Origin of the sequence: Streptomyces nigra (assembly GCF_003074055.1) — a bacterium.
In the GTDB taxonomy this organism is placed as follows: domain Bacteria; phylum Actinomycetota; class Actinomycetes; order Streptomycetales; family Streptomycetaceae; genus Streptomyces; species Streptomyces nigra.
In genome coordinates, this window is sequence record NZ_CP029043.1 from 6166007 (window position 1) to 6191364 (window position 25358).

At 73.3% G+C, this 25358-nt stretch carries 28 protein-coding genes; 23 read left to right on the forward strand and 5 right to left on the reverse strand.

From position 1 onward, the window contains the following. The first annotated feature begins 89 nt into the window (after window positions 1–89). Entirely contained in the window at window positions 90–2525 is a 2436-nt protein-coding gene (locus DC008_RS28425) for an ATP-binding SpoIIE family protein phosphatase (RefSeq protein ID WP_108709396.1), read from the forward strand. Window positions 2526–2686: 161 nt separating this feature from the next. Beyond that, window positions 2687–3409, forward strand: a complete 723-nt coding sequence (locus DC008_RS28430) for a class I SAM-dependent methyltransferase (RefSeq protein WP_108709397.1) — start codon at window positions 2687–2689, stop codon at window positions 3407–3409. A gap of 5 nt (window positions 3410–3414) precedes the next feature. Here the strand turns inward: DC008_RS28430 and DC008_RS28435 are convergent, their stop codons facing one another. Together DC008_RS28435 and DC008_RS28440 are read right to left on the reverse strand one after the other, a co-directional pair. Next, window positions 3415–3840: a universal stress protein gene (locus DC008_RS28435; RefSeq protein ID WP_108709398.1), complete on the reverse strand. Its 426-nt coding sequence runs from the start codon at window positions 3838–3840 to the stop codon at window positions 3415–3417. 1 nt (window position 3841) lies between these two features. Next, window positions 3842–5335, reverse strand: a complete 1494-nt coding sequence (locus tag DC008_RS28440) for an APC family permease (protein ID WP_108709399.1) — start codon at window positions 5333–5335, stop codon at window positions 3842–3844. 182 nt (window positions 5336–5517) lie between these two features. Here DC008_RS28440 and DC008_RS28445 point away from each other — a divergent pair, with 182 nt between their 5' ends. From DC008_RS28445 to DC008_RS28470, 6 genes are all read left to right on the forward strand, one after another. Beyond that, window positions 5518–6351: a M55 family metallopeptidase gene (locus tag DC008_RS28445; protein ID WP_108709400.1), complete on the forward strand. Its 834-nt coding sequence runs from the start codon at window positions 5518–5520 to the stop codon at window positions 6349–6351. Beyond that, a complete protein-coding gene (locus DC008_RS28450) occupies window positions 6344–7648 on the forward strand; it encodes a M20/M25/M40 family metallo-hydrolase (protein WP_108709401.1) in 1305 nt (434 codons plus the stop codon). The genes DC008_RS28445 and DC008_RS28450 overlap by 8 nt, the downstream gene beginning before the upstream one ends. Before the next feature lie 5 nt (window positions 7649–7653). After that, window positions 7654–9618: a S9 family peptidase gene (locus tag DC008_RS28455; protein ID WP_108710906.1), complete on the forward strand. Its 1965-nt coding sequence runs from the start codon at window positions 7654–7656 to the stop codon at window positions 9616–9618. A gap of 8 nt (window positions 9619–9626) precedes the next feature. Continuing rightward, complete coding sequence (locus tag DC008_RS28460; RefSeq protein WP_108710907.1) at window positions 9627–10550, forward strand: S66 peptidase family protein; 924 nt, start codon at window positions 9627–9629, stop codon at window positions 10548–10550. An 83-nt stretch (window positions 10551–10633) separates the two neighbouring features. Beyond that, a complete protein-coding gene (locus DC008_RS28465; protein ID WP_108709402.1) occupies window positions 10634–10891 on the forward strand; it encodes a LapA family protein in 258 nt (85 codons plus the stop codon). Between the two features lie 19 nt (window positions 10892–10910). Beyond that, complete coding sequence (locus DC008_RS28470) at window positions 10911–11474, forward strand: GNAT family N-acetyltransferase (RefSeq protein ID WP_108709403.1); 564 nt, start codon at window positions 10911–10913, stop codon at window positions 11472–11474. A 6-nt stretch (window positions 11475–11480) separates the two neighbouring features. Here DC008_RS28470 and DC008_RS28475 read toward each other — a convergent pair whose 3' ends face one another. Beyond that, entirely contained in the window at window positions 11481–11828 is a 348-nt protein-coding gene (locus DC008_RS28475) for a VOC family protein (RefSeq protein WP_108709404.1), read from the reverse strand. Between the two features lie 97 nt (window positions 11829–11925). Between DC008_RS28475 and DC008_RS28480 the strand changes: the two genes are divergently transcribed. From DC008_RS28480 to DC008_RS28545, 14 genes are all read left to right on the forward strand, one after another. Next, entirely contained in the window at window positions 11926–12333 is a 408-nt protein-coding gene (locus DC008_RS28480) for a phage holin family protein (RefSeq protein ID WP_108709405.1), read from the forward strand. Window positions 12334–12429: 96 nt separating this feature from the next. After that, window positions 12430–13998, forward strand: coding sequence for an NAD(P)/FAD-dependent oxidoreductase (locus DC008_RS28485; protein WP_244221432.1), 1569 nt, complete (start codon window positions 12430–12432; stop codon window positions 13996–13998). After that, window positions 13985–15832 (forward strand): transketolase, encoded by a 1848-nt coding sequence (locus tag DC008_RS28490; protein WP_108709407.1) that lies wholly within the window; start codon window positions 13985–13987, stop codon window positions 15830–15832. Before DC008_RS28485 ends, DC008_RS28490 begins: the two co-directional genes overlap by 14 nt. Then, a complete protein-coding gene (gene ligD / locus DC008_RS28495; RefSeq protein ID WP_108709408.1) occupies window positions 15829–16764 on the forward strand; it encodes a non-homologous end-joining DNA ligase in 936 nt (311 codons plus the stop codon). Before DC008_RS28490 ends, ligD begins: the two co-directional genes overlap by 4 nt. A 78-nt stretch (window positions 16765–16842) precedes the next feature. Next, window positions 16843–17172 (forward strand): gas vesicle protein GvpO, encoded by a 330-nt coding sequence (locus tag DC008_RS28500; protein WP_079034101.1) that lies wholly within the window; start codon window positions 16843–16845, stop codon window positions 17170–17172. A gap of 54 nt (window positions 17173–17226) precedes the next feature. Beyond that, window positions 17227–17652, forward strand: coding sequence for a gas vesicle structural protein GvpA (locus DC008_RS28505; RefSeq protein WP_055619349.1), 426 nt, complete (start codon window positions 17227–17229; stop codon window positions 17650–17652). Beyond that, window positions 17649–18434, forward strand: coding sequence for a GvpL/GvpF family gas vesicle protein (locus DC008_RS28510; protein WP_108709409.1), 786 nt, complete (start codon window positions 17649–17651; stop codon window positions 18432–18434). The genes DC008_RS28505 and DC008_RS28510 overlap by 4 nt, the downstream gene beginning before the upstream one ends. 3 nt (window positions 18435–18437) lie before the next feature. Then, entirely contained in the window at window positions 18438–18698 is a 261-nt protein-coding gene (locus tag DC008_RS28515; RefSeq protein WP_055619347.1) for a gas vesicle protein GvpG, read from the forward strand. Continuing rightward, on the forward strand, window positions 18698–19342 hold the full coding sequence (locus DC008_RS35535; protein ID WP_108709410.1) for a DNA primase: 645 nt from the start codon (window positions 18698–18700) through the stop codon (window positions 19340–19342). The genes DC008_RS28515 and DC008_RS35535 overlap by 1 nt, the downstream gene beginning before the upstream one ends. Continuing rightward, on the forward strand, window positions 19339–20523 hold the full coding sequence (locus DC008_RS28525; RefSeq protein ID WP_108709411.1) for an SRPBCC family protein: 1185 nt from the start codon (window positions 19339–19341) through the stop codon (window positions 20521–20523). The genes DC008_RS35535 and DC008_RS28525 overlap by 4 nt, the downstream gene beginning before the upstream one ends. Further along, on the forward strand, window positions 20520–20849 hold the full coding sequence (locus tag DC008_RS28530; RefSeq protein WP_108709412.1) for a gas vesicle protein: 330 nt from the start codon (window positions 20520–20522) through the stop codon (window positions 20847–20849). The genes DC008_RS28525 and DC008_RS28530 overlap by 4 nt, the downstream gene beginning before the upstream one ends. Then, entirely contained in the window at window positions 20846–21640 is a 795-nt protein-coding gene (locus tag DC008_RS28535) for a GvpL/GvpF family gas vesicle protein (RefSeq protein ID WP_108709413.1), read from the forward strand. Before DC008_RS28530 ends, DC008_RS28535 begins: the two co-directional genes overlap by 4 nt. Beyond that, window positions 21637–21825, forward strand: coding sequence for a gas vesicle protein (locus DC008_RS28540; protein WP_108709414.1), 189 nt, complete (start codon window positions 21637–21639; stop codon window positions 21823–21825). The genes DC008_RS28535 and DC008_RS28540 overlap by 4 nt, the downstream gene beginning before the upstream one ends. Next, a complete protein-coding gene (locus DC008_RS28545) occupies window positions 21822–22106 on the forward strand; it encodes a gas vesicle protein K (protein ID WP_055619341.1) in 285 nt (94 codons plus the stop codon). The genes DC008_RS28540 and DC008_RS28545 overlap by 4 nt, the downstream gene beginning before the upstream one ends. 17 nt (window positions 22107–22123) lie before the next feature. On the opposite strand, the gene DC008_RS28550 is transcribed toward DC008_RS28545, so the two are convergent. Together DC008_RS28550 and DC008_RS28555 are read right to left on the reverse strand one after the other, a co-directional pair. Beyond that, entirely contained in the window at window positions 22124–22957 is an 834-nt protein-coding gene (locus DC008_RS28550; protein WP_108709415.1) for a methyltransferase domain-containing protein, read from the reverse strand. Window positions 22958–23077: 120 nt separating this feature from the next. Continuing rightward, window positions 23078–24571 (reverse strand): bifunctional phosphatase PAP2/diacylglycerol kinase family protein, encoded by a 1494-nt coding sequence (locus tag DC008_RS28555; protein WP_108709416.1) that lies wholly within the window; start codon window positions 24569–24571, stop codon window positions 23078–23080. Window positions 24572–24641: 70 nt separating this feature from the next. Between DC008_RS28555 and DC008_RS28560 the strand changes: the two genes are divergently transcribed. After that, the gene (locus tag DC008_RS28560; RefSeq protein ID WP_108709417.1) at window positions 24642–25301 is read left to right on the forward strand and encodes a histidine phosphatase family protein; all 660 of its coding nucleotides are present in this window, start codon (window positions 24642–24644) and stop codon (window positions 25299–25301) included. Window positions 25302–25358 lie beyond the last annotated feature (57 nt).

Consider the following 25358-nt stretch of genomic DNA (forward strand, 5'->3'; position numbering starts at 1 on the left):
GCCTATTGCCACACATCCCCGAGGCGGGGACCCGTACGGTGGTGGGGGCGCGCAGATCTTGCGGACCGTGGGGAGAGAGGGCCTGGGCCATGGACCGTGGCACCGAAAGGGACGGCGCGGCGACGGAGTACGCCGCGACCGGACGCATCCCGCTCGCCGTGGTGGTGGTCGACCGCGCGGGGCTCGTCTCCCACTGGAGCTCCGGCGCGCGCCGCCTCTTCGGCGCCACCAAGGAGGAGGCGATCGGGCACCCCGCCGTCGATCTGCTGCCGGTCTCGGGAGCGCTTCCCGAGGACGACGACATCTCGCCGTACGGGCCGTACGGCGCCTACGACGACGCGGGGCACGACCTCGAGACCTCCCTGGACGGACGGCTCTACTACCCGACGGCCGGGCGGGCCCGGCTGACCGTGCCCGAGCGGGACCGCGTCGACGTCCTGTGGTGGGCCTACCCCCTCGTCGGACCCGGCCCCGAGCGGCTGCTCGTGCTCGGCGCCGACGTCGGCCGGCTCCAGCAGGACGCCGCGGGCGAGGACCCCGGCTTCGACCGGGTCGCCCCCGCCTTCGCCCTGCACACCGACTTCCCCGGCGCCGAGGAACTCGCCTCCAGGCTCCCCGAGATCCTGCCCAGCATGAGCGTCGACGAAAGCGCCCGGATCGTCGGCCAGATCCTCGAACTCGGCTACCCGGTCCTGGAGTTCAGTCAGAACGACCGGGTGCCCGTCACCCCCGACTGGGGCGTCCCCCGGCGTGTCGAACGCCGGGCCCGCCGGGAACGCGCCGCGCGGGCCGCCGCCCACGGATTACCGGCACCGGCCGATGACCCCGACGACGGTGAGGACCTGGAGTACGTCGCCGTCCGCGAGCGCCTGGAGTTCCTCAACGAGGTCAGCGGTCGCATCGGCACCTCCCTCGACCTGGCGCAGACCATCATCGAGGTCAGCCGGGCCGTCGTGCCCCGCTTCACCGACGTCGCCGGCACCTATCTGCGCGAACAGGTCGTCGCCGGCGAGGGGTTCCCCGACGGGGTGCCGGACACCACCACGATGTGGCACCGCGTCGCCCTCGAGCACACCGACGAACCCGGCCGCTGGGACGACGTCGTACCGGTCGGCGAGGCCATGCCCTTTCCGGCCCACACCCCGTTCTTCCAGTGCATGACCACCGGCGAGCCCGTGCTCGTCCCGCGGATCACCCCCGAGATGGGCCACGCCATCGCGTCCCAGTTCGAGAAACGGGACATCCGCCCGCTGATCACCGGCCGCTCGATGCTCGTCGTCCCGCTCAAGGCCCGCAACGTCGTCCTCGGCTTCATGATCCTGCTGCGCCACCCCGAGCGCGTCGAGTTCAACGACATGGACCGGGTCACCGGCGCCGAACTCGCCGCGAGAGCGGGCCTCGTGCTCGACAACGCCCGGATGTACACCTACCAGGAGAGCGTCGCCGAGACCCTCCAGGACAGCATGCTGCCGCAGATCCCGCGCCGTATGGCGGGCTGCGACATCACCACCCGCTATCTGCCGGGGACGCTGCTCGGACGGGTCGGCGGCGACTGGTTCGACTCCGTGAAGCTGCCCGGGGCCCGGACCGCCCTGGTCGTCGGTGACGTGATGGGTCACGGCCTCAACTCCGCCGCCAAGATGGGCCAGTTGCGCACCGCCGTGCAGACCATGGCCGCCCTCGACCTGCCGCCCGCCCAGCTGCTGCGCAACCTCGACGACCTCGCCCAGCGTCTCGGCGACAACTACCTCGCCACCTGCCTGTACGTCGTCTACGACCCGCTGGCCGGCGAGCTGCGCCTCGCCAACGCCGGCCACATCCCGCCCGTCCTGGTCCGCGCCGACAGCGGGCACGGCGAACTGCTCGACCTGCCCACGGGCGCGCCCATCGGCGTCGGCGGCGTGCCCTTCGAAGAGGTGCGCGTACGGGTCGAACCGGGCGACCGGATCGTCATGTGCACCGACGGTCTGGTCGAGCTGCGCGGCGAAGACATCGGTGTCAGACTCGCCGTCCTGTGCGAATCCGCCGCCCACCCGGCCGCGTCCATGGACGAGGCGTGCGACACGATCATCCGCGCCCTCAACCCGCGCGAGGGCCGCAAGGACGACGTCGCCCTGCTGATGGCCCGCCTCAACGGCATCGCCCCCGTGGACGTCGCCGTGCACCGGCTCGAACTCGACCCGGCCGAGGCGGGCCGCGCCCGCGCCCTCGTCCAGGAACAGCTGCGCGCCTGGGGCCTGTCCCGGCTCGCGGACACCGCAGGGCTCCTGGTGACCGAGCTGGTCACCAACGCCGTACGGCACTCCCGCGACCGCCCTGTGGAACTGAGGCTGGTGCGCGGCGAGACGCTGCTGTGCGAGGTGGACGACGACAGCCATGAGCTGCCCACCCTGCTGGACGCCGGGCCCGACGACACCGCCGGACGCGGTCTGCGCGTCGTCAGCACGCTCGCCCGCGCCTGGGGGACCAGCCGCACGGGCACCGGCAAGACGGTCTGGTTCGAGCTGACGCTCACGCCCCGCTGACGTTCCGGAGTCCCGGAGTCCCGGAGTCCCAAAGTCCCGCAGAGGTTCCGGACGAGACGTGAAGGTGTGCGCCGGACGCTTGTCGGCCCCGGCCCGCCCGCGATAGACCGGATCCGCCCGTCACCCGGCGGTCGCCGGTCGTACGTCAGGGGGAGTCGGTCATGAGCGTGACGAGTCGGTACCGGGACGCCTGGGAGGGCTTCTGGCGCGAGGCACCCGAGGAACCGGGGGCCGTCTTCTGGGACGCGGAGCCGGCGCTGACCGCCGGCCGCCATCTGCCCCTGCTGGAGCCCCATCTGACCGATCCCGGCCTGGTGATGATCGACCTGGGCTGCGGCAACGGCACCCAGACCCGGTTCCTCGCCGACCGCTTCCCGCGCGTCGTCGGGGCCGACCTGTCCGCCGCCGCCCTCGACCACGCCCGCAGGGCCGATCCGGCCGGGCAGGCGACGTACCGGCTGCTCGACGTCGTGGACCCGGCGGAGGTCCGGACCCTGCACACCGAACTCGGCGACGCCAACGTCTACGTGCGTGGCGTCCTGCACCAGGCCGAGCCCGGTGACCGGCAGACGATGGCGGACGGGCTGGCCACGCTGGTCGGTGAGCGCGGCCGGGTCCTCCTCGTCGAGCCGTCCGAGGCCGCCAAGGGCGTCCTCATGGGGCTGGCCGGGGGGCCCGCCGGGCCGCCGCCCAAGCTGGCCCCGGTCCTCAAGCACGGCATCGCCCCCGGCGAGGTCGCCGACGAGGCGCTGCCCGGCCATCTGCGCGCGGCCGGGCTCGACGTCCTCGCGAGCGGCACGCTGCCGCTCGCCACCACCGAGTACGGCCCCGACGGCAGCCGTATCGAACTGCCCTCGACCTGGATCGTCGCGGGCCGGCCCTGATCGCTCTACGAGTCCGGGGAGTTCGTCGGTACGCAGAGCACCGGGACGGGGGAGAGGTGGAGCAGCTTGTGCGGGGTGGAGCCCAGCAGGGCGCCCCGCATCGGGCTCTCGCCCCAGGTGCCCACGACGATGCAGCGCGCCCCGTGCCGGGACGCGGCGTCCAGCAGGGCCTCGGCCGGTTTCCGGTCGATGACCTCCACGGTCGTCGCCACCCCCGCCTCGTCGGCGACGGCGACCGCGTGGTCCAGCGCCGTCCGGCCCGCCTCCCGGAGCGCGTCCCGGTGGGCGGCGTACTCCTCGCCGAGGGAGCCCGGCGCCGCCGCGCCGTAGACCAGGACGAGGGTGTCGTCGAACGCGGCCGCCACCTCGACGGCGACGGCGAGCGCGCGGACCGCGCCCGGGGACTCGTCGTAGCCGCACACCACGGGCATGTCAGGACTCCTTGCCGTGCACGAGGTCGGGATCGGCCACCTGGGGGCGCTCCGCCCAGAACGTGGGGGCCATCAGCCGCCACACCAGCATCAGGATCACGCCCGCGAGCGTGATGCCGATCCCGATGACCAGCGGCGGTCCCAGCCCGAACCAGGAGACGCCGCTGTAGGAGTTCGCCGGGTCGGACATGTCGGCGATCGACTCGACGAGCAGCCAGGTCAGCAGCCCGGCGCCGACCACGGGGCCGAGGCCGATCAGTACGAAGTTGCGGACGCTCTCGGTGAGGTGGCGCCGGTAGTAGACGGCGCACGCGAGGCCGGTGAGCGCGTAGTAGAAGGCGATCAGCAGGGACAGCGCGGTGAGCGAGTCGAACAGGGCGTTCTCACTGATCTGACGGACCACCAGGTACCAGGCGATGGCGATGCCCGCCACCCACCAGGTGCTCACGTCCGGGGTGCGGAACCGGTGGTGGATGTGCCCGAAGTGGGCCGGCAGCGCGCGCCGCCGGGCCATGGACAGCGCGGTGCGCGAGGCCGGGATGATCGTGGTCTGCGTCGACGCCAGACCGGACGTCGACACCGCCAGCAGCACCACCCAGTCCCAGCCGCCCATCACCTCGCCCGCGAGCAGGGCGAAGATGAACTCCTCCTCGTCGGCGTTCTCCGACAGGAACGCCGGACCGGCGTAGGCCACGACCGCGATGGCGACCGCCACATACGTGATCAGCAGGATGACCGTCGACCACACGGCCGCCTCACCGGGGGCGGTCGCCGAGTTCTCGGTCTCCTCGGTGAGGTTCACCGCCGACTCCCAGCCCCAGTAGATGAACACGCCGAGCAGCAGGCCCGCCGTCAGCGAGGCGCCACCGGCGCCCAACGGGTCCAGCCAGCTGAACGCCGGTTTCACCGCGTCGAGGTCCCCGGTGCCGGCGTACACCCGGTACAGCGCGACCACGGCGAACGCGAGGAGGCAGGCGACCTGGGCGAGGATCAGCGCGTTCTGCACCCGGGCCGACACCTCGGTGCCGATCACGCACACCGCCGTCATCACCAGGATGAGCAGCACGGTGAGGATCTGCCGCACCCACTCGTTGTCGGCCCAGCTGTCCAGGCCGAACGCGAGCAGCGCGAACGTCACCGCCACGTCCGCCAGCGAGCCGACGACCAGGACACCGGTCATGGTGATGGCCCAGCCGCCGAGCCAGCCCGCCCACGGGCCCATCGCGCGGGTCACCCAGGAGAAGGTCGTGCCGCAGTCCTGGTCGACCTTGTTGAGGTAGTAGAACGCCGACGCGATCAGCAGCATCGGCACGAACGCCGCCAGCATCACGCCCGGCGCGTACACCCCGACCAGCGCGACGATCGGCCCGATGACCGCGGCCAGCGAGTACGCGGGCGAGGTCGCGTTGAGCCCGATGACGAGCGCGTCGAGGAACCCGATCGCGTCGGGCTTCAACGAGTCCGGCTGGGGGGTGTCCGTACGGGCGTCGGCCATGGTGCCTCACTTCGGTCGTGCCTGACCTCATGAAACAGGCAGCGGCCGGGACCGCCCGGCCTTTGCCGCCCGCGGCCGGGATGTCTCACCCGTGTGCCCAGCCCGGGGCCGCGCGGGGGTGTCCCCGAGGGCCGGGGACCGGTCGTGGCGGGTTCTCGCGGGGACGCGTAACGTGGCGCCCCATGAAGATCCTCATCAGCGCCGACATGGAGGGCGCGACCGGCGTGACCTGGCCGGGGGACGTTCTGCCGGGGACACCGCAGTGGGAGCGGTGCCGGGGGATGTTCACCTCGGACGTGGACGCGGCCGTCCGCGGCTTCTTCGACGGCGGTGCCGACTCCGTCCTCGTCAACGAGGCCCACTGGAGCATGCGGAACCTGCTGCTCGAACGGCTCGACGAGCGGGCCGAGATGCTGACCGGCCGGCACAAGGCGCTGTCGATGGTGGAGGGCGTCCAGCACGGGGACGTCGACGGGATCGCCTTCATCGGCTACCACACGGGCGCCGGCATGGAGGGCGTCCTCGCCCACACCTACCTCGCCAACCAGATCACCGGGGTCTGGCTGAACGACGTCCGCGCCAGCGAGGGCCTGCTGAACGCGCACGTCGTCGCCGAGTACGGCGTCCCCGTCGTCCTCGTCACCGGTGACGACCTGGCCTGCGAGGACGCCCTCGGCTACGCGCCCGAGGCCCGGAAGGTCGCCGTCAAGGACCATGTCTCCCGGTACGCGGCCGTGTGCCGTACGCCGGCGCGGACCGCAGCCGACATCCGCGCGGCCGCCAAGGACGCCATGGGCATCGCGGGCCGCCGGGAGCCCGTGCAGGCGGGGCCGTACACGGTGGCCGTCGAGTTCGACGCCGAGCACCTCGCGATGGCGGCCACGGTCGTCCCCGGCGTGGCGCGGATCGGCGAGCGCAAGGTGGCGTACACCAGCGAGCGCATGTACGAGGCAATCCGGACCTTCAAGGCGGTCACCACGATCGTCTCGGCCGCGGTGGAGGAGCAGTATGGCTGACGCGCAGGCACTCGAGGAGGTCGTGACCTTCACGTCCGACCTCATCCGCATCGACACCACGAACCGGGGCGGCGGCGACTGCCAGGAGCGCCCCGCCGCCGAGTACGCGGCGGCCCGGCTCGCCGAGGCCGGCCTCGAACCCACGCTGCTGGAGCGCACACCGGGCCGTACGAACGTCGTCGCCCGGATCGAGGGCACCGACCCGTCGGCGGACGCCCTGCTCGTCCACGGGCATCTGGACGTCGTCCCCGCCGACGCCTCCGAGTGGAGCGTCGACCCCTTCTCCGGCGAGGTCCGCGACGGAGTCGTCTGGGGCCGCGGCGCGGTCGACATGAAGAACATGGACGCGATGATCCTGTCCGTCGTCCGGGCCTGGGCGCGCCACGGTGTACGGCCCCGCCGGGACATCGTGATCGCGTTCACCGCCGACGAGGAGGCCAGCGCCGAGGACGGCTCGGGCTTCCTCGCCGACCGGCACGCGGCCCTGTTCGAGGGCTGCACCGAGGGCATCAGCGAGTCCGGCGCGTTCACCTTCCACGACGGGAGCGGACGGCAGATCTACCCGATCGCGGCCGGCGAGCGTGGCACCGGCTGGCTGCGGCTCACCGCCCGCGGCCGGGCCGGTCACGGCTCCCGGGTCAACCGGGAGAACGCGGTGACCCGGCTCGCCGCCGCCATCACCCGGATCGGCGACCACGAGTGGCCGGTGCGGCTGACCCCGACCGTGCGCGGCGCCCTCACCGAACTCGCCGAGCTGTACGGCCTGGACACCAGCCTGGACGACGTCGACGCCCTGCTGGAGAAGCTCGGCCCCGCCGCCAAGCTCGTCGAGGCGACCGTCCGCAACAGCGCCAACCCGACGATGCTGGAGGCCGGTTACAAGGTCAACGTCATCCCGGGCCAGGCCGTGGCCTTCGTCGACGGACGGTTCCTGCCCGGCCAGGAGGACGAGTTCCGCGCCACCCTCGACGAGCTCACCGGGCCCGACGTGGACTGGGAGTTCCACCACCGGGAGGTCGCCCTCCAGTCCCCGCTGGACTCGCCGACGTACGCGCTGATGCGGGCCACCGTCGAGGAGTTCGCGCCCGAGGGGCACACCGTGCCGTACTGCATGGCCGGCGGCACGGACGCCAAGCAGTTCTCCCGGCTCGGCATCACCGGCTACGGGTTCTCGCCGCTGAAGCTGCCGGAGGGCTTCGACTACTCGGCGATGTTCCACGGCGTCGACGAACGGGTGCCCGTCGAGGCGCTCCACTTCGGCGTCCGGGTGCTCGACCGCTTCCTGCGCAACGCCTAGACGACCTGGGGGAGACAGTGCGGACACCGGCGTACGGATCCTGGCCCTCGCCGATCGACGCGGCCCTCGCCGCCGCGCACGACGGGCGGCCCGACTTCGTGGGCTTCGTCGGCGACGAGGCGTGGTGGACCGAACCGCGGCCCGAGGAGGGCGGCCGGCGCACCCTCGTACGCCGCCGCGCAGACGGGCACGAGGAGCCGGTGCTGCCCCCGCCGTGGAACGTACGCAGCCGCGTCATGGAGTACGGCGGACAGCCGTGGGCCGGCGCGAGCACCGACCGCGGGCCGCTCGTCGTCTTCGTGAACTTCGCGGACCAGCGGCTCTACCGGTACGAGGAGGGCGCCGAGCCTCGCCCCCTCACCCCGGTGTCCCCGGTGGGCGGCGGACTGCGCTGGGCGGAGCCGCTGGTGCGGGCCGACCTGGGCGAAGTGTGGTGCGTGCTGGAGGAGTTCACCGGGGAGGCGCCCACCGATGTGCGGCGCGTCCTGGCCGCCGTCCCGCTCGACGGCTCCGCGGCGGACGACCGCGGTGCCGTACGCGAACTCACCGACGGGCGGCACCGGTTCGTCACCGGGGCGCGGCTCTCACCGGACGGGCGGCGGGCCGCCTGGCTGGCCTGGGAGCACCCCCGGATGCCATGGGACGGCACCGAACTGCTCGTCGCCGACGTCACCGCCGACGGGACGTTCGAGAACACCCGGACCGTCGCGGGCGGCCCCGAGGAGTCCGTCGCCCAGGTGGACTGGACGCACGACGGCCGGCTGCTGCACTCGAGCGACGCCGGCGGCTGGTGGAACCTGTACCGCGACGGCGAGCCGCTGTGCCCGTGCGAGGAGGAGTTCGGCGGTCCCCTGTGGCAGGTCGGGCTGCGCTGGTTCGCGCCGCTCGAAGGCGGACTCGTCGCCGTGCTGCACGGCCGCGGCGCCCTCGCCCTCGGCGTCCTGGACCCGGAGACCGGCGAGATCGTCGACGCCGCCGGGCCGTGGACCGAGTACGCGCCGACGCTCGCCGCGCTAGGGGAACGGGTCGTGGCCGTCGGCGCCGGTCCGCACACCGCCCACGAGGTCGTCGAACTGGACACCCGCACCGGCCACTGCCGGGTGATCGGCGCCGCCCATGAGGACGCCGTGGACCCCGCCTACCACCCGGAACCGCAGGTCCGCACCTTCACCGGCCCCGCCGGTCAGGAGATCCACGCGCACATCTACCCGCCCCGCCACCCCGACGTCACCGGCCCCCCGGACACCCCGGCGCCGTACGTCGTCTGGGCGCACGGCGGCCCCACCTCCCGGGCGCCCCTCGTGCTGGACCTGACCGTCGCCTACTTCACCTCGCGCGGCATCGGTGTCGCCGAGGTGAACTACGGCGGCTCCACCGGATACGGCCGGGCCTACCGCGAACGGCTCCGCGAGCAGTGGGGCGTCGTCGACGTCGAGGACTGCGCGGCCGTCGCGCTCGCTCTCGCCGACGAGGGCACCGCCGACCGCGACCGGCTCGCCATCCGCGGCGGCAGCGCGGGCGGCTGGACCACGGCCGCCTCCCTGACCAGCACGGACGTCTACGCCTGCGGCACGATCATCTACCCCATCCTGGACCTGACCGGCTGGGGCACCGGGGAGACCCACGACTTCGAGTCGCAGTACCTGGAGAGCCTCGTCGGACCGCTCGCAGAGGTGCCCGGCCGGTACGCGGAGCGCTCGCCCGTCACCCGCGCCGACCGGCTCACCGTGCCCTTCCTGCTGCTCCAGGGCCTGGACGACGTCATCTGCCCGCCCGCCCAGTGCGACCGGTTCCTCGCCCGGCTGAAGGGGCGCGGCGTCCCGCACGCCTATCTCGCCTTCGAGGGGGAGGGCCACGGGTTCCGCCGCGCGGACACCATGATCCGCGCCCTGGAGGCCGAGCTGTCCCTGTACGCCCAGGTGTTCGGCTTCGACCCGCCCGGCGTCCCCGCCCTGGAGCTCAGCGAGTGAGCCGGCCGATACGGCCGCTGCGGCGGCCCACCCGACTCGCCGCCGGTGCCCGTGTGGCCGTCGTCGCGCCCAGCGGGCCCGTGCCCGGCGAGCGGATCGACGCCGGGGTCGAGGTGCTGCGCGGCTGGGGACTCGACCCGGTCGTGGCACCGCACGCGCGCGGCCGGCACGAGCGGTTCGGCTATCTCGCCGCCGGCGACGCCGACCGGGCCGCCGACCTCCAGCACGCCTGGTGCGACCCGTCCGTCGACGCCGTGCTGTGCGCGCGGGGCGGCTACGGCGTCCAGCGCATGGTCGACCTGCTCGACTGGGACGCCATGGCGGCCGCCGGGCCCAAGGTCTTCGTCGGTTTCAGCGACATCACCGCGCTGCACGAGGCCTTCGCCGTCCGGCTGGGGCTCGCCACGCTGCACGGGCCGATGGCGGCCGGCGTCGACTTCCTCGAGCAGGACCGTGCCCGGGACCATCTGCGGGCCACCCTGTTCGCCCCCGAGTCGGTGCGCACCATCGCCTCCGGCGGCTCGGCCATGGTGCCGGGCCGGGCGCACGGCGTCACCCTCGGCGGCTGCCTCACCCTGCTCACCGCCGAACTGGGCACCCCGCACGCCCGCGCCTCGGCGCACGGTGGGCTGCTCTGCCTGGAGGACGTGGGGGAGGAGCCGTACCGGCTCGACCGCGCCCTCACCCAACTCCTGCGCGCGGGGATGCTCGACGGGGTGCGCGGCGTCCTGCTCGGGTCCTGGGAGGACTGCGGGCCGTACGACGAGGTGCGGGCGGTGCTGGAGGACCGGCTGGGCGGTCTCGGCGTGCCGGTCGCGGAGGAGTTCGGGTTCGGCCATGGCGCGGGGGCGCTGACGATCCCGTTCGGGCTCGCCGCCGAACTCGACGCGGACGCGGGCACGTTGACGCTGGACGAGCCCGCGCTGCGCTGACCGCCGGTCACACCGGGTGACCGGCGGAAGCCCCTGCGGTCACTCGCCGTGCGGGCGCCCGGGGCCGGGCGCATGCTGGAGGCATGGCCCCGAAGACGTCGCGCCGCGAACCGGGCACGGATGGCCGGCGAGGCGGCCTGGCCGGGTCGCTGACCCCGCGCCGGATCGCCGCGCTGCTGCTCGTCGCCCTCGCCCTGGTGTTCATCTTCGAGAACACCGACGACACCGAGATCCGGCTGCTGGTCCCCGTGGTGACCATGCCGCTGTGGGTCGCGCTGCTCGGCATGGGCGTCATCGGCGCGCTGATCGGCGCCCTGCTCGTCGCACGCCGGCGCCGCTAGCCTGACTTAGGCTGAGCGGATGCCGCACCCCGCCTCCCCCTACCTCGCCGAGGGCCCCCGTGTGGGCATACGCCACTTCACCTACGAGGACGGCGCCGAGTTCACCGCCCGCGTCCGCGAGAGCCGGGAACTGCACCGGCCCTGGCTCTTCCCGCCCGACACCGCCGCCGCGTACACCGCGTACGCGGGACGACTGATCGAGGACCGCACCAAGGCCGGCTTCCTCGTCTGCGCCAAGAAGGACGACGGGGCCCTCGCCGGCTACGTCAACATCAACAACATCGTCCAGGGCGCCTTCCGCAGTGGAGCGCTCGGCTACGGCGCCTTCGCGCACGCCGCCGGGCGCGGACTGATGCGCGAAGGCCTCGACCTCGTCGTGGGGCACGCCTTCGGGATGATGGGCCTGCACCGGCTGGAGATCAACGTGCAGCCCGGCAACGCCGCCTCGATCGGCCTCGCCCGCGCCTGCGGGTTCCGGCTGGAGGGCTACTCGCCGGACATGCTGTTCATCGACGGCGCCTGGCGGGACCACGAACGCTGGGCGATCACCACGGAGATGCACTCCCGGCGCCGCCCCCGCTGACCCCGCTCAGGCCTTCCGGTCCGCGTACTCGTAGATCGCCCCGTCCGGGTGCATCGCGATCAGATTGCGGCCCACCGGCGTCGGGACCGGGCCCGCCACGATGTGCGCGCCCATCTCGCTGAGCACCTTCTGGGCCTCCTCGACATCGGTGACCGCGATCGTCGCCGCGACCTTGCGCAGCACCTCCAACTCCGCCTGCGGCCCGCTCATCAGCAGGAAGCACCCGACCGCCGCCACCTGCACACCGCCGCGCTCGAAGCGCAGGGCGGTGCCGCCGGCGAGGCGTTCGTAGAAGGGGACCGCGGCCTCCAGGTCGTCGACGCACACGCGCAGCGTGGCTCCCAGAATCTCCATGCCGAAAGCCTAGTAGGGCACCCGCGGGGTTGTTGATCACTTCACGCGATCCCCTCACTCTCCGTTACCCGACGGTCCGTTCGGGTACCCGCCGGTCATGGACCGCTTGGATCACCTTGAGCATCTGGACAAGCACCTGGTCGACGAACTGGCGCAGGTGGCACGGGAGACCGTGCGCGACGAACTGCGCGAGCAGACGCGCCGGCAGCGCCGCCGCGCCGCGCTCTACGCCGGGTCGGGCGCCGCCGCACTGTACGCCGGAGCGGCCCTCACCGTGGCCCTGGGCCTCGGCCTGGCGGCCGGGCTGCCCGACTGGGCGGCCGCGCTGATCACGGCGGCGGTGCTGGGGGCGGTGGCCTACGCCCTGCGCGCCGCGGCCCGCCCCGACCACGGACCCACCGCCCCGGCCCACGGCGCCGACCAGGCAGGCCCCGGTACCGACATGCCGGTGCCGCCGATGCCGTCGACGCCGCCGACGGTGCCCGGCTCCCACGACCGGCGGTAGGCCGCCGCCACCGGTGACGCGGGCCCACCGGTAATACGCCGGTGGGCCCGCGCGGACGTTTGGCGGGGCGGGGCAGGGGGACGCGGAAGGCTTCCGATGTTTGCGACACGCGATCGACAAGGCCGGAGGCCCACCGTGAGTCGACCCCGCATCGTGATCGTCGGCGCCGGATTCGCCGGGTACCGGGCGGCCCGCACCCTGTCCCGGCTCACCCGGCACCAGGCCGACATCACTCTGCTGAATCCGACCGACTACTTCCTGTACCTGCCCCTGCTGCCCCAGGTCGCCGCCGGCATCCTGGAGCCCCGCCGGGTGACCGTCTCCCTGTCCGGGACCCTGCCGCACGTCCGGCTGGTGCTGGGCGAGGCCGACGCCATCGACCTCGACGGGCGAACCGTGCACTACACCGGCCCGGAGGGCGATGGCGGCACCCTCACCTACGACCGCCTCGTGCTCGCCGCCGGCAGCGTCAACAAGCTGCTGCCCATCCCGGGCGTCGCCGAGCACGCGCACGGCTTCCGCAGCCTGCCCGAGGCGCTGTACCTGCGCGACCACGTCACCCGGCAGGTGGAACTCGCCGCCGACACCGACGAGCCCGCGCGCTGCCAGGCCCGGTGCACCTTCGTCGTGGTCGGCGCCGGGTACACCGGCACCGAGGTCGCCGCGCACGGGCAGCTGTTCACCGACGCCCAGGTGCGCAAGCACCCGCTGCGCGCCGGGATGCGGCCGCGCTGGATGCTGCTCGACATCGCCGACCGCGTCCTGCCGGAACTGGACGAGCGGCTGGGCCGCACCGCCGACGAGGTGCTGCGCCGACGCGGCGTCGACGTGCGGATGGGCACCTCCGTCAAGGAGGCCACGCACGACGGTGTCCTGCTGACCGACGGCGAGTTCGTCCCGACCCGCTCCCTCGTGTGGTGCGTCGGCGTACGGCCCGACCCGCTCGCCGCCGCCCTCGAACTGCCCCTGGAACGCGGCCGGCTGCTCGTCGACCCGCACCTCCGGGTGCCGGGCCGCGACGAGTTGTTCGCCGCCGGGGACGCGGCCGCCGTACCGGACCTGGAGAAGCCCGGCTCGTACACGCCGATGACCGCCCAGCACGCCTGGCGGCAGGGCAAGACCGTCGCCCACAACGTCGCAGCCTCTCTGGGCATGGGGGAGCGGCATGCCTACCGGCACCGCGACCTCGGCTTCGTCGTCGACCTGGGCGGTGTCAAGGCCGCCGCCAACCCGCTCGGTGTGCATCTCTCCGGGGCGGTGGCGGGTGCCGTCACCCGCGGCTACCACCTCGCCGCGATGCCCGGCAACCGGGTGCGGGTCGCCGCCGACTGGGTCCTGGACGCCGTACTGCCGCGTCAGGCCGTGCAGTTGGGGCTCGTCCGGTCCTGGTCGGTGCCGCTGGACACCGCCTCGCCGGAGCTGGTCCGGATGCCGGGCGGCCCGGACCGGGCGGAGGAGCCGGCGAAGACCGCTGACGCACCGGCGCAGGGGCAGGGCGAGGACAGGGCGTCCGACCCCGTGCTGGACCCCGACGCCGTCAAGCACCCCGAACCACCCGGACCGGTGAAGCGGCCCGAACGCCCGGCGGAGCGCGAGGAGAAGGCGCAGCACCGCAAGAAGTCCGCCCACGCGACCTCCCGGAAGGGGACCCATGAACACCGATGAACTCGTCGAGCTCGGGCAGCAGTTGCGCGTCGACAGCGTGCGGGCCTCCGCCGCTGCGGGATCGGGGCACCCGACGTCGTCGATGTCCGCGGCCGACCTCGTGGCCGTCCTGTTCGCCAACCATCTGCGCTACGACATGGACCGGCCCGAGCACCCCGGCAACGACCGCTTCATCCTCTCCAAGGGCCACGCGTCGCCGCTGCTGTACTCCGCCTACAAGGCCGCCGGAGCCATCGAGGACGGCGAACTCCTCACCTTCCGCAAGCTCGGCAGCCGCCTCGAAGGACACCCCACGCCCCGCCGGCTGCCGTACGTGGAGACCGCCACCGGCTCGCTCGGGCAGGGCCTGCCGATCGGCGTCGGCATCGCCCTCGCGGGACGGCGGCTGGAGCACACCGGCTACCGCGTGTGGGTGCTGTGCGGCGACAGCGAACTCGCCGAGGGCAGCGTCTGGGAGGCCGCCGAGCACGCCGCGTACGAGGGCCTGGACAACCTCACCGCGATCGTCGACGTGAACCGGCTCGGGCAGCGCGGCGCCACCCGGCACGGCCACGACCTCGACGCCTACGCCCGCCGCTTCCAGGCGTTCGGCTGGCACACCATCGAGGTCGACGGGCACGACGTGGACGCCGTCGACCGCGCCTACGGCGAGGCCCGCTCCACCACCGGCCAGCCCACCGTCGTCCTCGCCCGCACCCTCAAGGGCAAGGGCGTCGCCTCAGTCCAGGACCGCGAGGGCCTGCACGGCAAGCCGCTGCCGGAGGCCGACGAGGCCATCGCCGAACTCGGCGGGCGCCGCGACCGCACCTTCCACGTCCACGAGCCGCACACCTCGGGCCAGCCGCGCGTCGTACCGTCCGCGGAGACCGAGCTGCCCCGCTGGGAGCTGGGGGAGAAGGTCGCCACCCGCGACGCCTACGGGCACGCGCTCGCCGCGCTCGGCTCCGGCCGCGGCGACGTCGTCGCCCTCGACGGCGAGGTCAGCGACTCCACGCGCGCCGAGTTCTTCGCCAAGGAACACCCCGAGCGGTTCTTCGAGTGCTACATCGCCGAACAGCAGCTCGTCGCCGCCGCCGTCGGCCTGGCGGCCCGCGGCTGGGTGCCGTACGCGTCGACCTTCGCCGCGTTCCTGACCCGCGCCTACGACTTCGTCCGCATGGCCTCCGTGAGCGGGGCCTGCGTCAACCTGGTCGGCTCGCACGCGGGCGTCTCCATCGGGCAGGACGGGCCCAGCCAGATGGGCCTGGAGGACCTGGCGATGATGCGGGCCGTGTACGGCTCGACCGTGCTGTACCCGTGCGACGCCAACCAGACCGCGAAGCTCGTCGCCGCCATGGCGGGCCTCGACGGAGTGCGCTACCTGCGCACCTCGCGCGGCGCCGCACCCGTGCTGTACGGCCCCGACGAGGAGTTCCCGGTCGGCGGCAGCAAGGTGCTGCGCTCCGGCGAACAGGACCGGCTGACCCTGGTCGCGGCCGGCGTCACCGTCCACGAGGCGCTCGCCGCCGCCGACACACTGGCCCGCGAGGGCATCGACGTACGGGTGGTCGACCTGTACTCGGTCAAGCCCGTCGACCGCGAGACCCTGCGCCGGGCCGCCGAGGAGACCGGCTGCCTGGTCACCGTGGAGGACCACCGCGAGGAGGGCGGGCTCGGCGACGCCGTCCTCGACGCCTTCTCCGACGGGCGCCCGGTGCCCCGGCTGGTGCGCCTGGCCGTGCGGACGATGCCGGGCTCGGCCTCGCCCGACGAGCAGCTGCACGCTGCGGGCATCGACGCCGCGTCCATCGCCTCGGCCGTCACCCTCCTCGTCGAGGAGGCGGTCGTACGGTGAGCGACGGTGACGGCGCGACGACGGTGCGGGCGGGCCGCCGCACCGTCGAGGTCAAGCGCGTCGACAAGGTGCTCTTCCCCGGCGGCGGGGGAGCGAAGGAGTACACCAAGGGCGATCTGATCGAGTACCACCGGGCCGTCGCCCCGTACATGCTGCCGCATCTGCGGGGCCGTCCCCTGATGCTGGAACGGCACCCCGACGGCGTCGACGGCCCCACGTTCATGCAGAAGAACACGCCGGAGCACTACCCGGACTGGATCACCCGCGTCGAGGTGCCCAAGGAGGACGGCACGGTCACGCACACCGTCTGCGACGACACGGCCACCCTCGTGTTCCTCGCCGACCAGGCGTGTCTGACCCTGCACCGCTGGCTGTCGCGGACCGACACCGCGGGCGGCGTGAACCACCCGGACCGGCTCGTGTTCGACCTCGACCCGCCCGGCGACGACTTCGAACAGGTCCGGGCCGCCGCCCACGCGCTGCACGGGCTCCTGGACGAACTGGAGCTCCCGTCGGCGCCCATGACGACCGGCTCCCGCGGACTGCACGTCGTCGTCCCGCTCGACGGCCGGGACGACTTCGACACCGTCCGGGACTTCGCGCACGAGGTCGCCGAGGCGCTCGTCGCGGCCCATCCGGACCGGCTGACCACAGCCGCCCGCAAGAAGGACCGCGGCGACCGCCTCTACCTGGACGTCCAGCGCAACGCCTACGCGCAGACCGCCGTCGCCCCCTACACCGTCCGCGCCCGGCCCGGCGCCCCCGTCGCCACCCCCGTGGCCTGGGACGCCGTCGACGACCCGGAGCTGCACGCCCGCCGCTGGACCATCGCCGACGCCGTCGAGCAGGCCGCCACCGAGCCCTGGGCGGAGCTCGGCCGCGCCCGCGCCCTCGGCCCGGCCCGCCGCCGGCTCGCGACCCTGCGTGACTGACCACCGGACGCACCGTCACTGTTCGAACCGAGCCGGTTTACCGAGCGCTTTCCGGGCCACACGGCGTAGGAGGCGCCCATGAATGATTCACAGAACACATCCAAGTCATCCAGACGGCAGACGGACGGGACGGGCAAGGGGCCGACCCCGATGGAGGTCCTGCGCGAGGCGCGGGCCCAGCTCGCCGAGCTCACCGGCATGGAAGCGGAGACCGTGACGTCCTTCGATCGCACGGAGGACGGCTGGACCCTCGAAGTCGAGGTCCTGGAGCTGTCCCGCGTCCCCGACACGATGAGCCTCATGGCGAGCTACCAGGTCGAACTGGACTCCGAGGGGCAGCTCACCGGATACCGGCGTCTGGGCCGGTACGAGCGGGGGCGTTCCGACGCCCGGCGCGGTGGCCGCTAGGCCCGCGCACCCACGCCCAGCACACCGTCCCCGAGACAAGGAGGAACGGTCCGAATGACCGTTGTCCCGGCACAGCAGACCGGCGGCGGAGGCGGCAGCAGCGGCCTCTACGACGTACTTGAGCTTGTACTCGACAGGGGACTCGTCATCGACGCGTTCATCAGGGTGTCCCTGGTCGGAATCGAGATCCTGAAGATCGACGTCCGGGTCGTCGTGGCCAGCGTCGACACCTACCTGCGCTTCGCCGAGGCGTGCAACCGGCTCGACCTGGAGTCGGGCCCCAACAAGAGCCCCGGCCTGCCGGAGATCGTCGGTGAGGTCACCGAGTCCGGCGCGCGCGGCAAGTCCAAGGGCGCTCTCTCCGGAGCCGCCGAGACCATCTCCGACGCCTTCAAGCAGGCCCGCGAGGAAGACACCGAGGAGCGCCCGCGGCGCGCCCGTAAGTCGACGGCCTCGCGCCGGAAGGAGGAGCAGGAGTGAGCACGTACGTGTACGGCATCACCGCGAGCTCGCACCCCGACCTCCCCGAGGACATGGGCGGCGTCGGCGACCCGGCACGGCCCGTGCGGATCCTCGAGGCGGGCCGGCTGGCCGCCGTGGTCAGCGACGCCCCCGAGGGGCTGCGGCCCAAGCGCAGGGAACTGCTCGCCCACTCCAACGTGCTCGCCGAGACGGGCGCCGCGGGGTGTGTGCTGCCGATGCGCTTCGGCAGCGTGGCGCCCGACGACGACGCGGTCGTCTCCGTGCTCGAGGAGCGCGCCGAGCACTACGCGGAGCGGCTGGACGCGCTGGAGGGCAAGGACGAGTACAACGTCAAGGCCAACCACGCGGAGGAGGCGGTCCTGCACCGCGTCCTGTCGGAGAACCCCCAGCTGCGAGCCATGACGGAGGCCAACCGGCAGGCGGGCGGCGGCAGTTACGACGACCGGCTGCGGCTCGGCGAGATGGTGGCCGCGGCCGTCAAGGAACAGGAGGCACGGGACGCCACCGATGTGCGGCACACGCTGGAACCGGCCGCCGCCGCCGTCAACGTGGGCCCCGACTCCTCGGGCTGGCTCGCCAACGTGTCCTTCCTGGTCGCCCGGGACGAGGCGGACGTCTTCCTCGCCGCGGTCGAGCAGCTGCGCAAGGGCCACCCGCACCTCGAGGTACGGCTCAACGGCCCGCTGCCGCCCTACAGCTTCGTCGAGCCGGGTCCCGGTGACTCCGGTCTCGCCGAGGCCGCCGGCGGCGCCGGGGCGGGTGAGGTCGCCAGGGAGTGAGCCATGGGACTCATCGGAGAGATCCTGCTGCTGCCGTTCGCTCCGGCGCGCGGCAGCGGCTGGGTCATCAAGAAGGTGCTGGAGGAGGCCGAACGCCTCTACTACGACCCGAGTGCCGTGCGGGCCGAACTGGCACGGCTGGAGGAGCAGTTGACGTCGGGCGAGATCGATGAGGAGGAATTCGACCGCCGGGAGGACGAACTGCTCGACCGGCTCGACACAGGACTCCGCGCAGGCTACGGGAACGGCGACAGGACGGCATGATGAACCGAGTTGGACTGGGCCTCGCGATAGGGGCCGGATACGTCCTCGGACGGACGAAGAAGGCCAAGATGGCCTTGGCGGTGGGCAGTCTCGTCGCCGGCAAGAAGCTGAACCTCACCCCGAAGGCGCTGGCCGAGCTGGTCACCACGCAGCTGGCGGGCAACCCGCAGTTCAAGGAGCTCGGCGACCAGCTGCGGCAGGATCTGAGCGGGGTCGGCAAGGCCGCCTCCGGGGCTCTCGTCGAGCGGCAGATCGCAGCGCTCGCCGATCGACTGCACGGCCGTACCGCCGAGGTGCGCGAGCAGCTGGCGGGCGGCGGCTCCGACGACGACCGTGACGAGGACGCCTACGACGACGAGGACGAGGCCCCCGAGGACGAGGAGCCGCGCGCCGACGACGACGAGGCGGAGCACGACGACGAGGCCGGGGACGACGGGGAGCGCGAGGAGCGGGCCCCGGCGAGGAAGGCAGCCAAGAAGGCGCCGGCCAAGAAGGCCGCGAAGAAGGCTCCGGCGAAGAAGGCGGCGGCCAAGAAGACCGCTCCCGCCAAGAAGACGGCGGCGAAGAAGACCGGCTCCGCGCGGTCCGCGGCCCGCAGGACGTCGGGCGGCGCGCGGCGGTCCGAGGGTGGTGACGCAGCATGACCGAGACACTCGGATCCGCGGGCTCCGCGGCCGGCGGGGCGGCCAAGAAGCAGCCCCTGTCCGACCTCGCGCACAGCGAGGCCGCCGACCGGCTCAAGAGCGAGGTGCAGGACTACCTCGCCGCCCAGGCCCAGCGTCTGCTCGTCGGCACCGGCCGCAAGCTCGGCGAGGCCACCGGCAAGCTCAACGACATCGCCGAGGGCAACAGCCCGGGCTTCGCCAAGCTTGCCCTCGACGGCGGCAAGAAGCTCGCCGAGGGCAAGGGCCCGGTGCGCAGCGCGCTGGAGGTCGGCGCGGGCCGCGCCAAGGACAGCGTGGTCGGCGCGTTCAAGAACCTCGGCGGCAAGGGCGGCAAGGGCAAGGGCAAGAAGGCCGGCAACAAGCCCACCGTCATCATCGAGTACGTCGACGTCGGTGTGCCGCTGCGGACCGCCTACGACCAGTGGACGCAGTACCAGGACTTCAGCACCTTCGCCAAGGGCGTCAAGAGCGCCAACCGCGCCGACGACACCCACTCCGACTGGCAGGGCAAGATCTGGTGGTCCAGCCGCAGCTGGAAGGCGCAGACCACCGAGCAGGTGCCTGACCAGAAGATCGCCTGGACCTCCGAGGGCGCCAAGGGCACGACCAAGGGCGTCGTCACCTTCCACCAGCTCGCGGAGAACCTCACCCGCGTCCTGCTCGTGATCGAGTACTACCCCTCCGGGTTCTTCGAGAAGACCGGCAACATCTGGCGGGCCCAGGGCCGCCGGGTCCGGCTCGACTTGAAGAACTACGTCCGCTTCATCACCCTCAAGGGAGAGGCGGAGGACGGCTGGCGCGGCGAGATCAGCGACGGCGAGGTCGTCCGCAGCCACGAGGACGCGGTCGAGGAGGAGGAGCAGGAGCAGGAGCGCGAGGACGGCGAGGCCCGCGACGAGGAAGACGAGCCCGACGCGTACGCCGAGGACTCCGAGGACGACGGCGAACACGCCGACGAGGAGGAGCCCGAGGGCGAGTACGAGGACGAGCCCGAGGACGACGAGGCCTACGAGGAGGAGCCCGAGGACGCCTACGAGGACGAGGGCGAACCGGAGGACGGCTACGAGGACGAGGAGGAGCCGGAGGCCGAGTACGAGGACGAGCCCGAGGACCAGCCCGAGGACGACGAGGAGCCCGCGCGCGGCAGGAGCCGGCGATGACCACGCCGAGCAGGCTCCCGGATCCCTACGGTCAGGGCGGCGGAGCCAACCTCGCCGACATCCTCGAGCGGGTGCTCGACAAGGGCGTGGTGATCGCGGGCGACATCCGGATCAACCTGCTCGACATCGAGCTGCTCACGATCAAACTGCGGCTGATCGTCGCCTCCGTCGACAAGGCGAAGGAGATGGGCATCGACTGGTGGGAGGACGACCCCGCCCTGTCCTCCCGTGCCCGGCACAACGAACTCGCCCGGGAGAACGCCGAGTTGCGTGAGCGACTGGCCCAGCTGGAGCCGGCCGGGCCCCAGCGGGAGGAGGCCCCATGAGCGGTCTGCGCTATGTGTACGCCGTCTGCCATCCCTACGAGTCCCCCCTCCAGCGCCAGCTGTCGGGGGTCGCGGGTGCCCCGCCGAAGCGGCTCACCCACCATGGGCTGGTCGCCGTCCTCAGCACCGTGCCCGAGCACGAGTTCACCGAGGAGGCGCTGCGCGCCAACCTGGAGGACCTCGACTGGCTCACGGCCACGGCCCGCGCGCACCAGCAGGTGATCGACGCCCTCACGGCCGTCACCACCCCGCTGCCGCTGCGCATGGCGACCGTGTTCCGCGACGACAGCGGCGTACGCAGCATGATCGAGGCCCGCGAGGAGGAGCTGCGGCGCGTCCTGGACCGGCTCGCGGGCCGGGTCGAGTGGGGCGTGAAGGTGTACGTCGAGCGGCCGCCGGAGTCCTCCGCCGAGGCGGAGGGCGCCGCGCGGCCCGCCGCGAAGCCCGTCTCGGGCCGCGACTATCTGCGCCGCCGCCGCGACCAGACGCGGGCCCACGACGACGTGTGGCAGCGGGCCTCGGAGTTCTCCGAGCGGCTGCACGGGACGCTCGCGGCGTTCGCCGAGGACTCCCGGCTGCACGCCCCGCAGAACTCCGCGCTCTCCGGCGCCACCGGCCAGAACGTGCTCAACGCCGCCTACCTGGTGTCGCGCGCCGACTCCGAGGAGTTCGTGGAGCTGGTGGACCGGGAGAAGGACGACGTGCCCGGCATCCGGGTCGAACTCACCGGGCCGTGGGCCGCGTACTCCTTCGCCGGCGAGTTCGCCGAGGACCCGGGGGTGGAGTCGTGACCGTCGTCGAACGGCGTGAGATCGCCCTGGTGGACCTGCTCGACCGGCTGCTCGCCGGCGGTGTGGTCGTCAAGGGTGACATCACACTGCGCATCGCCGACGTCGACCTCGTCCGTATCGACCTGAACGCGCTGATCAGCTCGGTCAACGAGCAGGTCCCGTCGCCCTGGGGGGACCAGCCGTGACCGAACGACGCAACCGCCTCGACCTCGAACCCGACACCGTGGAGCGCGACCTCGTCAAGCTCGTCCTGACGGTCGTGGAACTGCTGCGCCAGCTCATGGAGCGCCAGGCGCTGCGCCGGTTCGACGAGGGCGATCTCAGCGAGGAACAGGAGGAGCGGATCGGCCTGACGCTGATGCTGCTCGACGACCGGATGACCGAGCTGCGGGACCGGTACGGGCTGCGGCCCGAGGACCTGAACCTGGACCTCGGCCCGCTGGGCCCGCTGCTGCCCCGGGAGTGATCCTTCAGAGGCCTGGCTCAGGCGTTCTTACGGCACAGGATCTCCCCGTGCAGGACGCTGAACCAGCCGTCCTCCCGCCGTCCCCACGCCCGCCAGGCCTCCGCCACCTCGCGCAGCTCCGCCGGTGAGGCGTGCCCGCCCCCGGTGGCCTGCTCCGCGTAGGCGGAGGCCACCGTCCGGTCCGCCCACAGGCCGCTCCACCAGGCCCGTTCCCCGGCCGTGGCGAACGTCCACGTGCTGGACGTGCAGGTGACGTCCGTGAACCCGGCCGCCAGCGCCCAGGATTTCAGCCGGCGCCCGGCGTCGGGTTCGCCGCCGTTGGCCCGGGCGACCCGGCGGTACAGGTCCAGCCAGCCGTCCAGGCCGGCGGACTCCGGGTACCAGGTCATCGCCGCGTAGTCGGAGTCCCGTACGGCGACGAGGCCGCCGGGCCGGATGACCCGCCGCATCTCGCGCAGCGCCGCCACCGGGTCGCCGACGTGCTGGAGGACCTGGTGTGCGTGGACCACGTCGAAGGTGCCGTCCGGGAAGTCCAGGGCGTGTACGTCGCCGGGTGCGAAGTCGGCGTTGCGCAGGCCGCGTTCGGCGGCGGTGGCCCGCGCCCGCTCCAGGATCGCCGGCTCCCGGTCGACCCCGGTGACCTGCCCGTCGGGGACCAGGGCGGCGAGGTCGGCGGTGATCGTGCCCGGGCCGCAGCCGACGTCCAGGACACGCGTGTGCGGCTTCAGGTGCCCGAGCAGATACGCCGCCGAGTTGGCAGCGGTGCGCCAGGTGTGCGAGCGCAGGACGGACTCGTGATGACCATGGGTGTAGACGGCGGTCTCCCGCGTCTGCGACGGCCTGTCGGGCATGGCTGATCCCCTCGTGTCGGCGTACCGGCGACCCGCGGGGCCGCACCGGACGGTGAGCGTCACCGTACGCCGTCGTGTCGCATGATGAGACCCGCGTACCACCATGCGGGACGATCGCTTCTATGAGCCCGGCAGGGGGCGGTAGACCGTCAGTGCCTCCGGCAACTTCTCCAGCGTCACCTCGCCGCCCACTTCGGTCACCTCGCCGTCGTACGCCAGTGGGGTGCCCGGGTCGACGGTTGTCAGCCGCAGCCGGGTCACCTGGACGGCCGCGTGGACGGGGGAGCGGCTCAGCGGACCGGCGACGGCCGCGGCGAGCAGCCGTAGCGCGGGCCGACGCCCGCCGTGCACGACCCGGACGTCCAGGACCCCGTCCGCGAGGTCCGGCCGGCGCGCGGGCGCGAGCCCCAGCCGGTGATAGGTGCCGTTCCCGGCGAACAGCAGCCACAACGGGTGGGCGCCGTCCCCGACTTCGGCCCGCAGCGGGTGCCGGTCCCGGCGCAGGACGCGCGCGGCGGCGAGCACCCCGGCGGGCCAGTCGCCGACCTTGGACGCGAACCGGTCCCGCTCGCGCACCAGTTCCGGGTACACGCCGAGGCTGCAGGTGTTGAGGAAGACGCCCTCCTGCCCGGGGCTGCGGAAGCGGCCCACGTCCACGCGCACCGCCTCGCCGCGTGCCACGGCCCGGCTCAGATCGGTCTCGTCCTCCACACCCAGGTCGAGCGCGAAGTGGTTCAACGTGCCGCCGGGCAGCACCGCCAGCGGCAGCCCGTGCCGCAGCGCGACCTCGGCCGCCGCGTTCACCGACCCGTCGCCGCCGCACACCCCGAGCGCCCGGGCGTGCCCGGCCGCCCGCTCCAACTCGGCGCCCAGATCGCGCGGTTCGCACTCGACGACCTCGGCGCGCGGCAGCAGGTCCAGCAGGGCGTGCACCCGATCCGAGCTCCCCGCGCGTTTGTTGGCGACGATCACCAGGCCGTCGCCCTCGGGCAGCGCGGGCACGTCCGCGCGCGGGCGGGCCGGCGGCACCTGTGGATCACGGGGCGGCACCAGCCCTCGTACGGCGTACGCGGCACCCGCCCCGAGCGCCGCGCCCACCAGTACGTCGCTGGGGAAGTGCACCCCCGTGTAGACCCGGGACAGCGCCACCGACCAGGCGACCGGCGCCACCGCCAGACCCCACTTCGGCGACTCCAGGGCCACCCCGGTCGCGAACGCCGCCGCCGACGCCGCGTGACCCGACGGGAACGACGTGGTGATCGGCTGCCGCTTCAGCTGCCGCACCCGCGGCACCGCCTCCAGCCCCGGCCGGGGCCTGCGCACCGACCGCTTGCCGAGCGTGTTGATGGTCAGCGACGCCAGTCCCAGCGAGGCCAGACCGCGCGCCGCGGCCCGGCGGCCCCGGGGCGAGCGGGAGGCGGCGATCGCGGCGGCCGCGGCGAACCAGAGCACCCCGTGGTTGGCGCTCCGGCTCAGCCTCGGCAGGACGGGCTCGGCGAACGGCCAGTTCCGCTCCGCCGCGAACTCGAACAGCCGGGAGTCGAACGCGAGGAAGCGGTCGCGCAGCGCGTGCCGGCCGGGCAGGGGGACCGTGAGGTCGACGTCTGGGCTCATACAGCCCTGGGTACCCTGAACCGGCCCCGAGCTGTCCGGTCCGCGCGGATCGACACACGAAGGAACCCCGATGCGCCTGCTGCTCGTCCGCCACGGCCAGACCACCGCCAACGTGGACTACCTGCTCGACACGGCACCTCCAGGGGCGCCCCTCACGCCCCTCGGCGAACAGCAGGCCGCCGCTCTGCCCGACGCGCTCGCCGACGAGGACATCGAGGCGGTCTACGCCTCCACCCTGATCCGCACCCAGGCCACCGCCGCCCCGCTGGCCGCAGCGCGGGGCCTGGACGTGCGGGTGCGCGACGGCATCCGCGAGGTGTCCGCCGGAGACATGGAGCTGCTGGACGGCCACGCCGAGGAGGCCGAGCCCTATATGCGGACCGTTTTCGCCTGGGCCGCCGGGGACACGGCCCTGCGCATGCCGGGCGGCGAGAGCGGCGACGAGGCGCTCGGCCGCTACGACGCCGTGATCGCGGAGGCCGCCGCGAGCGGGGCCGGGACGGTCGCCATGGTCAGTCACGGCGCCGCGATCCGCATGTGGACCGCGGCCCGCGCCGCCAACGTCGACGTGGCCTTCGCCGCCTCCCACCCGCTGGAGAACACCGGGGTCGTGATCCTGGAGGGCGCGCCCGGCGAGGGCTGGAAGGCGCTGTCCTGGGCGGGCGCGGTGGTGGCCCCGGCGGGCGACGGCGGCCCCACCGGCCGGCCCGTCGACGACCCGCAGGTGTAGGGCCTGTCGTTCGGATCGTCCCGGCGTCGCGCACCGGCACCGCGATAACGGTTTGCC

Coding starts and splice junctions, on each gene's coding strand:
- DC008_RS28425 (WP_108709396.1), top strand. CDS start 90: ATGGACCGTGGCACCGAAAGGGACGGCGCGGCGACGGAGTACGCCGCG.
- DC008_RS28480 (WP_108709405.1), top strand. CDS start 11,926: ATGGACCGCTTGGATCACCTTGAGCATCTGGACAAGCACCTGGTCGAC.
- DC008_RS28470 (WP_108709403.1), top strand. CDS start 10,911: ATGCCGCACCCCGCCTCCCCCTACCTCGCCGAGGGCCCCCGTGTGGGC.
- DC008_RS28440 (WP_108709399.1), bottom strand. CDS start 5,335: ATGGCCGACGCCCGTACGGACACCCCCCAGCCGGACTCGTTGAAGCCC.
- DC008_RS28450 (WP_108709401.1), top strand. CDS start 6,344: ATGGCTGACGCGCAGGCACTCGAGGAGGTCGTGACCTTCACGTCCGAC.
- DC008_RS28555 (WP_108709416.1), bottom strand. CDS start 24,571: ATGAGCCCAGACGTCGACCTCACGGTCCCCCTGCCCGGCCGGCACGCG.
- DC008_RS28475 (WP_108709404.1), bottom strand. CDS start 11,828: ATGGAGATTCTGGGAGCCACGCTGCGCGTGTGCGTCGACGACCTGGAG.
- DC008_RS28435 (WP_108709398.1), bottom strand. CDS start 3,840: ATGCCCGTGGTGTGCGGCTACGACGAGTCCCCGGGCGCGGTCCGCGCG.
- DC008_RS28505 (WP_055619349.1), top strand. CDS start 17,227: ATGACCGTTGTCCCGGCACAGCAGACCGGCGGCGGAGGCGGCAGCAGC.
- DC008_RS28550 (WP_108709415.1), bottom strand. CDS start 22,957: ATGCCCGACAGGCCGTCGCAGACGCGGGAGACCGCCGTCTACACCCAT.
- DC008_RS28485 (WP_244221432.1), top strand. CDS start 12,430: ATGTTTGCGACACGCGATCGACAAGGCCGGAGGCCCACCGTGAGTCGA.
- DC008_RS28500 (WP_079034101.1), top strand. CDS start 16,843: ATGAATGATTCACAGAACACATCCAAGTCATCCAGACGGCAGACGGAC.
- DC008_RS28515 (WP_055619347.1), top strand. CDS start 18,438: ATGGGACTCATCGGAGAGATCCTGCTGCTGCCGTTCGCTCCGGCGCGC.
- DC008_RS28430 (WP_108709397.1), top strand. CDS start 2,687: ATGAGCGTGACGAGTCGGTACCGGGACGCCTGGGAGGGCTTCTGGCGC.
- DC008_RS28490 (WP_108709407.1), top strand. CDS start 13,985: ATGAACACCGATGAACTCGTCGAGCTCGGGCAGCAGTTGCGCGTCGAC.
- DC008_RS28465 (WP_108709402.1), top strand. CDS start 10,634: ATGGCCCCGAAGACGTCGCGCCGCGAACCGGGCACGGATGGCCGGCGA.
- DC008_RS28560 (WP_108709417.1), top strand. CDS start 24,642: ATGCGCCTGCTGCTCGTCCGCCACGGCCAGACCACCGCCAACGTGGAC.
- DC008_RS28530 (WP_108709412.1), top strand. CDS start 20,520: ATGACCACGCCGAGCAGGCTCCCGGATCCCTACGGTCAGGGCGGCGGA.
- DC008_RS35535 (WP_108709410.1), top strand. CDS start 18,698: ATGAACCGAGTTGGACTGGGCCTCGCGATAGGGGCCGGATACGTCCTC.
- DC008_RS28525 (WP_108709411.1), top strand. CDS start 19,339: ATGACCGAGACACTCGGATCCGCGGGCTCCGCGGCCGGCGGGGCGGCC.
- DC008_RS28535 (WP_108709413.1), top strand. CDS start 20,846: ATGAGCGGTCTGCGCTATGTGTACGCCGTCTGCCATCCCTACGAGTCC.
- DC008_RS28445 (WP_108709400.1), top strand. CDS start 5,518: ATGAAGATCCTCATCAGCGCCGACATGGAGGGCGCGACCGGCGTGACC.